Origin of the sequence: uncultured Maricaulis sp., from assembly GCF_963976135.1 — a bacterium.
In the GTDB taxonomy this organism is placed as follows: Bacteria; Pseudomonadota; Alphaproteobacteria; order Caulobacterales; family Maricaulaceae; genus Maricaulis.
This window is the reverse complement of sequence record NZ_CAXBKN010000103.1, coordinates 1-8,238: the sequence shown is the minus strand read 5'-3', so window position 1 is coordinate 8,238 and position 8,238 is coordinate 1. Positions and strand designations below refer to the sequence as shown.

Genomic DNA, 8,238 nt, shown 5'->3' with positions numbered 1-8,238 from the left:
CGCCCTGCGGGCTTCGGGTGGCAAGCCACCCGCAGCGCGGACCCGGGGCGAAGGAGGGCTGCGCCGACGTTTTCGACCGTCACAGCCCGTGACGCCCGGCCAGCTTCGCACCGTTACCCCCGCAATTTATTCTCCGAACCCGCCCATTCCACCCCCCGATCAGCCCTTTCAGCGCATATCCGCACCGGCAAGCCGCTTCGCAGCGTTGCGCGCTGTGAATCGGCGTGACATAACGCGCGCTCGAATTTTACTGCGGATTTGTCCGCCTCCACAGCAATGCCAGGGCTAACCCATGAACGTCACCGAGAAAGCCGCCGAAGGCTTGAGCCGCACTTATGAGATCGTCTTTGCAGCCGACGATCTGCAAGCTCGCCTGGATGCGAAAATCCAGGAGATCCGTCCTGAAGTCCGCCTGAAGGGTTTCCGCCCGGGCAAGGTGCCGACCAGCCATATCCGCCGCATGTTTGGCGAATCGATCATGGGCGACATGCTCAATGAGCTGGTGCCCGCCACAACCCAGCAGACCCTGGACGAGCGCAAGCTGCGTCCGGCCTCGCAGCCGGAAGTCAATGTCACCAGTGACGCCAAGGCTGTGACCTCGGGCAAGTCGGACTTCGTGTTCGAGATCAGCCTTGAAGTGATGCCTGAATTCGATCCGGCCGACCCGTCCAAGATCAAGATCACCCGTCCGGTGATCGAGGTTTCCGATGAGGAAGTCGACGAAGCCCTGGTCAAGCTGGCCGATGAGAGCCGCGAATTCGCGCCCAAGAAAGGCAAGGCTGCCAAAGCCGAGAATGGCGATATCGTCGTGATCGATTTCGTCGGCAAGATTGACGGCGTCGCCTTCGAGGGCGGTTCCGCCGAGGATAATCGCGTCGGTCTGGGCGATGGCGCCTTCATTCCCGGCTTTGAAGAACAGCTTGTCGGCGCCAAGGCTGGCGAAGAGCGCACCGTGACCGTGACCTTCCCGGCCGAGTACCAGGCCAAGCATCTGGCCGGCAAGGAAGCCGTCTTCGATGTCACCGTGAAGGGTGTCGAAGCGCCACAGGATTCCAAGATTGATGACGAGCTGGCCAAGCGCCTCGGCCTGTCCGATCTGGATGCCCTGAAGGACGCGCTGAAGAAGCGTTTCGCCGGTGAACATGCCGCCCAGTCCCGCCTCAAGGTGAAGCGTGCCGTGCTCGACCAGCTCGACGAAGCCCATGATTTCGATCTGCCGCCGAAAATGGTCGGCGCTGAGTTCGACAATATCTGGCGTGAAGTTGCCCATGCGATCGAACACGGTCACCTGGAAGACGACGACAAGGAAAAGAGCGAAGACGAGTTGAAGGCCGAATATCGCGGCATTGCCGAGCGCCGTGTGCGTCTGGGCCTGGTGCTGGCCGAGATCGGCAATCGCAACAAGCTCGACGTCACCCAGGAAGAACTCTCCCGCGCGATCAACCAGGAAGCCATGCGCTATCCGGGGCAGGAGCGTCAGGTCGTTGAGTTCTACCAGAAAAACCCGGGCGCCGTCGCCCAGGTCCGCGCCCCGATCTATGAGGAAAAAGTCGTCGACTACATCCTCGAGCTCGCCGATGTGACCGATGTGCCGGTGACCAAGGAAGCGCTCTACGCTGACGACGACGAAACGCCGGCAGCCAAGCCTGCCAAGAAGGCTGCGAAAAAGCCGGCCGCCAAGAAAAAGCCTGCAGCCAAGTCCGAGGCGAAAGCCGAAGCCAAACCTGCAGCGAAGAAGGCTGCGGCCAAGCCAGCTGCCAAGAAGAAGCCGGCAGCCAAGAAAGACGCCTGATCAAATCGGGTCAGATGACGTGAAAGATGCCGGCGCGGTTTCGCGCCGGCATTTTTTTACCCGGCGCATCGCACCTCGCGCTGCAGCCTGCGGCTTGCGTGTCTTGGCAACGCCCGCAATAGTTCAACCTCGCGCGTGACGAGAATCGTCCCTATCTATTTCAGGGCGACGGCCCAAGGAGCTTGATATGCATAATCCCGAGGATGTGATGATGAATCTGGTTCCGATGGTGGTGGAGCAGACCAGCCGGGGCGAACGCGCCTTCGACATCTACTCCCGCCTGCTCAAGGAACGGATCATCTTCATCACCGGTCCGATCGAGGATCACATGGCCAGCCTGATCGTGGCCCAGCTGCTCTTCCTCGAATCCGAGCACCCGAAAAAAGAGATCTCGATCTATATCAATTCACCCGGGGGCGTCGTTTCTGCTGGCCTGGCCATCTATGACACGATGCAATATATCCGCAGCCCGGTTTCGACGATGTGCATGGGTATGGCGGCCTCGATGGGCTCACTCCTGCTCACGGCCGGCCACCCGGAAATGCGCTATGCGACGCCAAATGCCCGCATCATGGTGCACCAGCCATCCGGCGGTTTCCGTGGCCAGGCCTCGGATATCGAGCGCCATGCGGCCGATATCCAGAAAATCAAACGCCGCCTGAACGAAATTTACGTGAAACACACAGGTCGCACCTATGATGAGATCGAACAGGCGCTCGACCGCGACAATTTCATGTCTGCGGATGAGGGCAAGGAGTTCGGACTGGTTGATCATGTTTATGCCAAGCGGATCGACCCGGACAATCCGGAGAGCTGATCGTGAACCCCGATAGCGGGGGTGGCTTGAAGCATACTGTAGCGATATGGTCGAATTAGCAGACGCGGAAACCTTTCGCTAAAGTTCGGCCTTGATGTTGCAGGATCGAACGAAATGCGGGTATCGATCAGATGCCCGGGCTTGAAATGGAGCGGACATGAGTAAGACCACAGGCGGTGACGCCGAGTCCAAGAACACGCTGTACTGCTCCTTCTGCGGCAAGAGCCAGCATGAAGTGCGCAAGCTGATCGCGGGACCGACGGTCTTTATCTGCGATGAGTGCGTGGAACTCTGCATGGATATCATCCGTGAAGAGAACAAGTCATCGCTGGTCAAATCCAAGGAGGGCGTTCCGCCCCCTCAGGAGATCTTTGATGTCCTCAATGATTATGTGATCGGCCAGTCGCATGCCAAGCGCGTGCTCGCAGTCGCGGTCCATAACCACTACAAGCGCCTCAATCATGCCAGCCAGAATTCCGACGTCGAACTGGCCAAGTCCAATATCCTGCTGATCGGCCCGACCGGTTGCGGCAAGACCCTGCTGGCCCAGACGCTGGCGCGCATTCTCGACGTGCCCTTCACCATGGCCGACGCCACGACCCTGACCGAGGCGGGCTATGTCGGCGAGGATGTCGAGAACATCGTTCTCAAACTGCTTCAGTCCGCCGATTACAATGTCGAGCGCGCCCAGCGCGGCATTGTCTATATCGATGAGATCGACAAGATTTCGCGCAAGTCCGACAATCCGTCGATCACCCGTGATGTCTCGGGTGAGGGCGTGCAGCAGGCCTTGCTGAAAATCATGGAAGGCACGGTTGCCTCGGTCCCGCCGCAAGGCGGGCGCAAGCATCCACAGCAGGAATTCCTGCAGGTGGACACCACCAATATCCTGTTCGTGGTCGGCGGCGCCTTCTCCGGTCTCGACAAGGTGATTTCGCAGCGCGGCCAGGGTTCCTCGATCGGCTTTGGCGCCGATGTGCGCGAACCCGATGTCCGCCGTACCGGCGATATCCTGCGCATGGTCGAGCCTGATGATTTGCTGCGCTTCGGCCTGATCCCGGAATTCGTGGGCCGTCTGCCGGTCATCGCGACCCTGGAAGACCTCGACGAGGACGCTCTGATCCAGATCCTGACCGAGCCGAAAAACGCGCTGGTGAAACAGTATCAGCGCCTGTTCGACATGGAAGGCGTTGGCCTGACTTTCACAGAGGACGCGCTGAAGCAGATCGCCAAACGCGCCATTCTGCGCAAGACCGGTGCCCGTGGCCTGCGCTCGATCATGGAAGGCATTCTGCTTGAGACGATGTTCGATCTGCCCTCCATGGATGGTGTCGAGGAAATCGTCGTCAATGCCGAAGTCGTTGAAGGCAATGCCAAGCCATTGCTGATCTATGCGGAACGCAAAGACGATAAGCGCACGGGTGCTTGACGTAGCCGCCTCGCATCGCCACCTGTTGGCGTAAGAGGCGGCCACCCGGCTGCCACTAGTTTTTCACCCGTCGGCGTCCGGCCGAATCGAGTCACGATAATCAGTCAGGTCTCGACGCGCCGGCAGACGGGTGCGCATGGAGCATATATGTCTACAATCAAGACACTTCCCCTTTTGCCATTGCGCGACATCGTCGTGTTCCCGCACATGATCGTTCCGCTCTTCGTCGGCCGCGAGAAATCGGTCAAGGCGCTCGAAGAAGTGATGCGCGCTGACAAGCAGATCCTGCTGGCCACCCAGCGCACCGCCGGCGATGACGAGCCGACCAATGCCGCGATCCACACGACCGGTGTGATCGCCTCGGTTCTGCAATTGCTCAAACTGCCGGACGGGACTGTGAAAGTCCTGGTCGAGGGCGGTGTTCGCGTCGAGATCACTGGCTATACCGATACCGAAGAATTCTACGAGGCAACTTGCGAACCGATCAGCGAGGAAACCGGTGACCCGGCCGAGCTGGAAGCGCTGATGCGCACGGTTGCGGCCAAGTTCGACGATTACGTCAAGCTCAACAAGAAAGTCCCGCCCGAGGCGCTCGCCTCGCTGGCCCAGATCAGCGATCCGGCCAAGCTGTCGGATTCGATCGCTGCGCATCTCGCCGTCAAGATCGAGGAAAAGCAGGCTCTGCTGGAACAGCCCGATGCGGCCGCCCGTCTCGAGCGCATTCTCGGACTGATGGAAGGCGAAATCGGCGTTCTCCAGGTCGAGAAGAAAATCCGCAGCCGTGTCAAACGGCAGATGGAAAAGACCCAGCGCGAATATTATCTCAACGAGCAGATGAAGGCGATCCAGCGCGAGCTGGGTGAGGGCGATGACAGCCGTGAGGAGCTCGCCGAGCTCGAGGACCGTCTCGCCGAGGCCAAGCTCTCGAAAGAGGCCCGCGCCAAGGCTGATGCCGAATTCAAGAAATTGCGCCAGATGAGCCCGATGTCGGCGGAAGCCACTGTCGTGCGCAATTATCTCGACTGGATCATCGCCCTGCCCTGGGGCAAGCGCAAACGTCTGAAAAACGATCTGACGCGTGCCGAAGACGTGCTCGAAGCCGATCATTACGGCCTCGAGAAGGTCAAGGAACGCATTCTTGAGCATCTCGCCGTTCAGGCACGCACCAAGAAGATGCGCGGCCCCATCCTGTGCCTCGTCGGGCCTCCGGGCGTCGGCAAGACCTCGCTTGGCCGTTCGATCGCCAAGGCGACGGGACGTGATTTCGTACGCATGTCGCTGGGCGGCGTGCGGGACGAAGCTGAGATCCGCGGTCACCGCCGCACCTATATCGGCTCCATGCCGGGCCGGATCATCCAGTCGATGAAGAAGATCAAGTCGAGCAATCCGCTCTTCCTGCTCGACGAAATCGACAAGCTCGGTGCCGATTATCGCGGCGACCCGTCTGCGGCCCTGCTCGAAGTGCTCGATCCGGAACAGAATGCGACGTTCAACGATCATTATCTCGAGGTCGATTACGACCTGTCGGATATCATGTTCGTGACGACGGCCAACACGCTGAACCTGCCGCAGCCGCTTCTCGACCGGATGGAAGTCATCCGAATCGCCGGTTACACCGAGGATGAAAAGCTCGAGATTGCCAAGCGTCACCTGATCCCCAAGCAGATGGTCAATCATGCCCTGACGCCAAGCGACTGGTCGGTCACCGATGATGCCGTGCGCGATCTGATCCGCTATTATGCCCAGGAAGCCGGCGTGCGCAGTCTCGAACGCGAGATCGCCAATCTGGCCCGTAAATCCGTGCGCCGTCTGCAAAGCGGCAAGGCGGAGCGGGTCGATATCACGGTGGAGAATCTCGGCGAGTTCGCCGGTGTCCGCAAATATCGTTTCGGCGAATCCGAGCGCGAGGACCGTGTCGGTCTCGTCACCGGTCTGGCCTGGACGGAAGCGGGTGGCGATCTGTTGCAGATCGAGGCGGTCAAGATGCCCGGTCGCGGCAAGATGACCGTCACCGGAAATCTGCGCGATGTGATGAAGGAATCGATCTCGGCGGCGAATTCATTCGTGCAGTCGCGGGCGCCGTCCATGGGCATCCGGCCAACGGTGTTCCGCACCACGGACATCCATGTTCACGTCCCTGAAGGCGCGACGCCGAAGGATGGTCCATCGGCCGGCGTCGGCATGATGACGGCGATCGTCTCGGTGTTGACCGGAATTCCGGTGCGCAAGGATCTGGCAATGACGGGTGAGATCACCCTGCGCGGCCATGTCCTGCCAATCGGCGGTCTGAAGGAAAAACTGCTGGCGGCGCTGCGCGGCGGCGTCAAGACGGTGTTGATCCCGAAGGAAAACGAGAAGGATCTCGTGGAAATTCCGGACAATGTGAAACAGGGCCTCGAAATCATCCCGGTTGAAACCGCCGATGAAGTCCTGGCGCGCGCCCTGGCCGCACCCGTCGAGCCGGTCGAATGGACCGAGTCCGATGCGGCGGCCCTGGCGGGCATGGCCAATCCGGCGCCCGATGGCTCCGAGGCTCAGCTCGCACACTAACTTGCCACCGGGTCAGACCGGATTGGAATTGAAAGGCCGGGATTGATCATCCCGGCCTTTTTTCTGCATAAAACTTGCGCCAATGCGGCGCTGCGGCATTGACGGCGGCGGGGCAGGGACGCACACTCGCATCATGACTTGTACATCGCTTTATTTTACCGGCTATTTTAGCAACGCAACCCGTTCGGGGGCGGTGGCCGGCTAGCGCGCGCGACAAGCGGCGAGTTTCCAGGGCCTCCCCCACCAGGGGAGGCCTTTTTTGTTTTGAGAGAAGGCCTGGACATGTCTGAACAAGCTTCACGCGATGATATCCGTTCATCGATCACGCAGATCGACCGTGAGCTGGTCGATGCGATCGCACGGCGCACCGCCCTGGTTGAGGCGATTGTCGACGAGAAGGTGCGCTCCGGTCTGCCGGTTCGCGATCGCGAGCGGGAGCAGGCCGTGCTGCGTGAGGCGGTGGAGCGCGGCAAGGCCCAGGGCGTGCCCCAGGAGCTGGTGGAGCAGATCTTCCACGCCCTCTTCGACAATTCGATCCAGCTCCAACGCACCCGTTTCGACTCGATGCGCGATGCCGACCTCAACGAGGCCAGCGTCGCCTATCTCGGCGGCCCGGGCAGCTATAGCCATGTCGCGGCCCAGAAGATCTTCGCACGCCGCAATGCCAATGTCGTGCCGTCACCGAAGCGCGATTTTGTCTCGATTTTCCGCGCTGTCGAGACCGGGGAGGTCGATTATGGTGTCGTGCCGATCGAGAATACCACGACCGGTTCCATCAATGAGGTGTTCGATATCCTGCTCGAGGGCCGCACCCGGATCGCCGGTGAATTCATGCTCAGGGTCGATCACTGCCTGATCGGCAAGGCGTCCGGCAGTGGCCGCATCACCCGCGTTTTCGGTCATCCGCAGGCGCTGGCGCAATCGCGCCGCTATCTGGCCGGCCATCCGGAAATCGAGACCCATATGTCGTCCAGCACGACGCGGGCGCTTGAGCGTCTGCTGGAAGAGGATGATACCGCGGCCGCGATTGGCGGCGAGGATGCCGCCAAACTGTTCGGCTTTGACATTCTCGCCCACGGGGTGGGTGATCACGAGCAGAACATCACCCGCTTCATCGTCCTGGCCCGTGATAGCAAGCTTCCGGCGCGCGGGGTCGAGTGCAAGACCTCAATGATGTTCACCACCCGCGACGACCCGGGCGCCCTGGTCGATGCCCTGACCGGGTTCCGCGACAATGGCATCAATCTGGTGAAGCTGGAATCCCGTCCGATCGCGGGCAATCCCTGGGAAGAGATGTTCATTATGGATGTCGAGGCGCATCTGGACGATCCCAAACTGCGCGACAGCCTCACAACGCTCGAAGCCCATACGCGCGAGATCAAGATGCTCGGCTGCTACGCCGCTGACCGCATCGACCGGGTGAGGGTGGATTGATCCGCGCAGCAAACTGAGCTTGCACGTAGGCCCCCGGACAGACTAGAAAGCGCCTCCAGATCGGCCAAGGTCGATGCGGGCCGATGGATCGGGCGGTTAGCTCAGCTGGGAGAGCATCTCGTTTACACCGAGAGGGTCGGGGGTTCGAGCCCCTCACCGCCCACCACCCTTCGCCCTGCGGGCTTCGGGTGGCAAGCCACCCGCAGCGCGCACCCG

At 60.7% G+C, this 8,238-nt stretch carries 5 protein-coding genes and 1 tRNA gene; all 6 read left to right on the top strand.

Going from position 1 to position 8,238, the window contains the following annotated elements; all coding sequences use genetic code 11:
• The first annotated feature begins 292 nt into the window (after positions 1 to 292).
• The 6 genes from tig to AAC023_RS12295 all read left to right on the top strand — a co-directional run bounded on the left by tig (position 293) and on the right by AAC023_RS12295 (position 8,188).
• Positions 293 to 1,792, top strand: a complete 1,500-nt coding sequence (gene tig / locus AAC023_RS12320) for a trigger factor (RefSeq protein ID WP_339741497.1) — start codon at positions 293 to 295, stop codon at positions 1,790 to 1,792.
• A 187-nt stretch (positions 1,793 to 1,979) separates the two neighbouring features.
• Positions 1,980 to 2,609 (top strand): ATP-dependent Clp protease proteolytic subunit, encoded by a 630-nt coding sequence (locus AAC023_RS12315; protein ID WP_091771889.1) that lies wholly within the window; start codon positions 1,980 to 1,982, stop codon positions 2,607 to 2,609.
• A gap of 157 nt (positions 2,610 to 2,766) precedes the next feature.
• The gene (gene clpX / locus AAC023_RS12310; protein ID WP_339741496.1) at positions 2,767 to 4,038 is read left to right on the top strand and encodes an ATP-dependent Clp protease ATP-binding subunit ClpX; all 1,272 of its coding nucleotides are present in this window, start codon (positions 2,767 to 2,769) and stop codon (positions 4,036 to 4,038) included.
• 147 nt (positions 4,039 to 4,185) lie between these two features.
• Entirely contained in the window at positions 4,186 to 6,588 is a 2,403-nt protein-coding gene (gene lon / locus AAC023_RS12305; RefSeq protein ID WP_339741495.1) for an endopeptidase La, read from the top strand.
• 282 nt (positions 6,589 to 6,870) lie between these two features.
• Complete coding sequence (pheA, locus tag AAC023_RS12300; protein WP_339741494.1) at positions 6,871 to 8,022, top strand: prephenate dehydratase; 1,152 nt, start codon at positions 6,871 to 6,873, stop codon at positions 8,020 to 8,022.
• Positions 8,023 to 8,112: 90 nt separating this feature from the next.
• Positions 8,113 to 8,188 (top strand) — tRNA-Val (locus tag AAC023_RS12295).
• Positions 8,189 to 8,238 lie beyond the last annotated feature (50 nt).

Bases quoted from the DNA above. Each gene is read 5' to 3' on its own strand.
- tig (WP_339741497.1), top strand. From the start codon at position 293: ATGAACGTCACCGAGAAAGCCGCCGAAGGCTTGAGCCGCACTTATGAG.
- AAC023_RS12315 (WP_091771889.1), top strand. From the start codon at position 1,980: ATGCATAATCCCGAGGATGTGATGATGAATCTGGTTCCGATGGTGGTG.
- clpX (WP_339741496.1), top strand. From the start codon at position 2,767: ATGAGTAAGACCACAGGCGGTGACGCCGAGTCCAAGAACACGCTGTAC.
- lon (WP_339741495.1), top strand. From the start codon at position 4,186: ATGTCTACAATCAAGACACTTCCCCTTTTGCCATTGCGCGACATCGTC.
- pheA (WP_339741494.1), top strand. From the start codon at position 6,871: ATGTCTGAACAAGCTTCACGCGATGATATCCGTTCATCGATCACGCAG.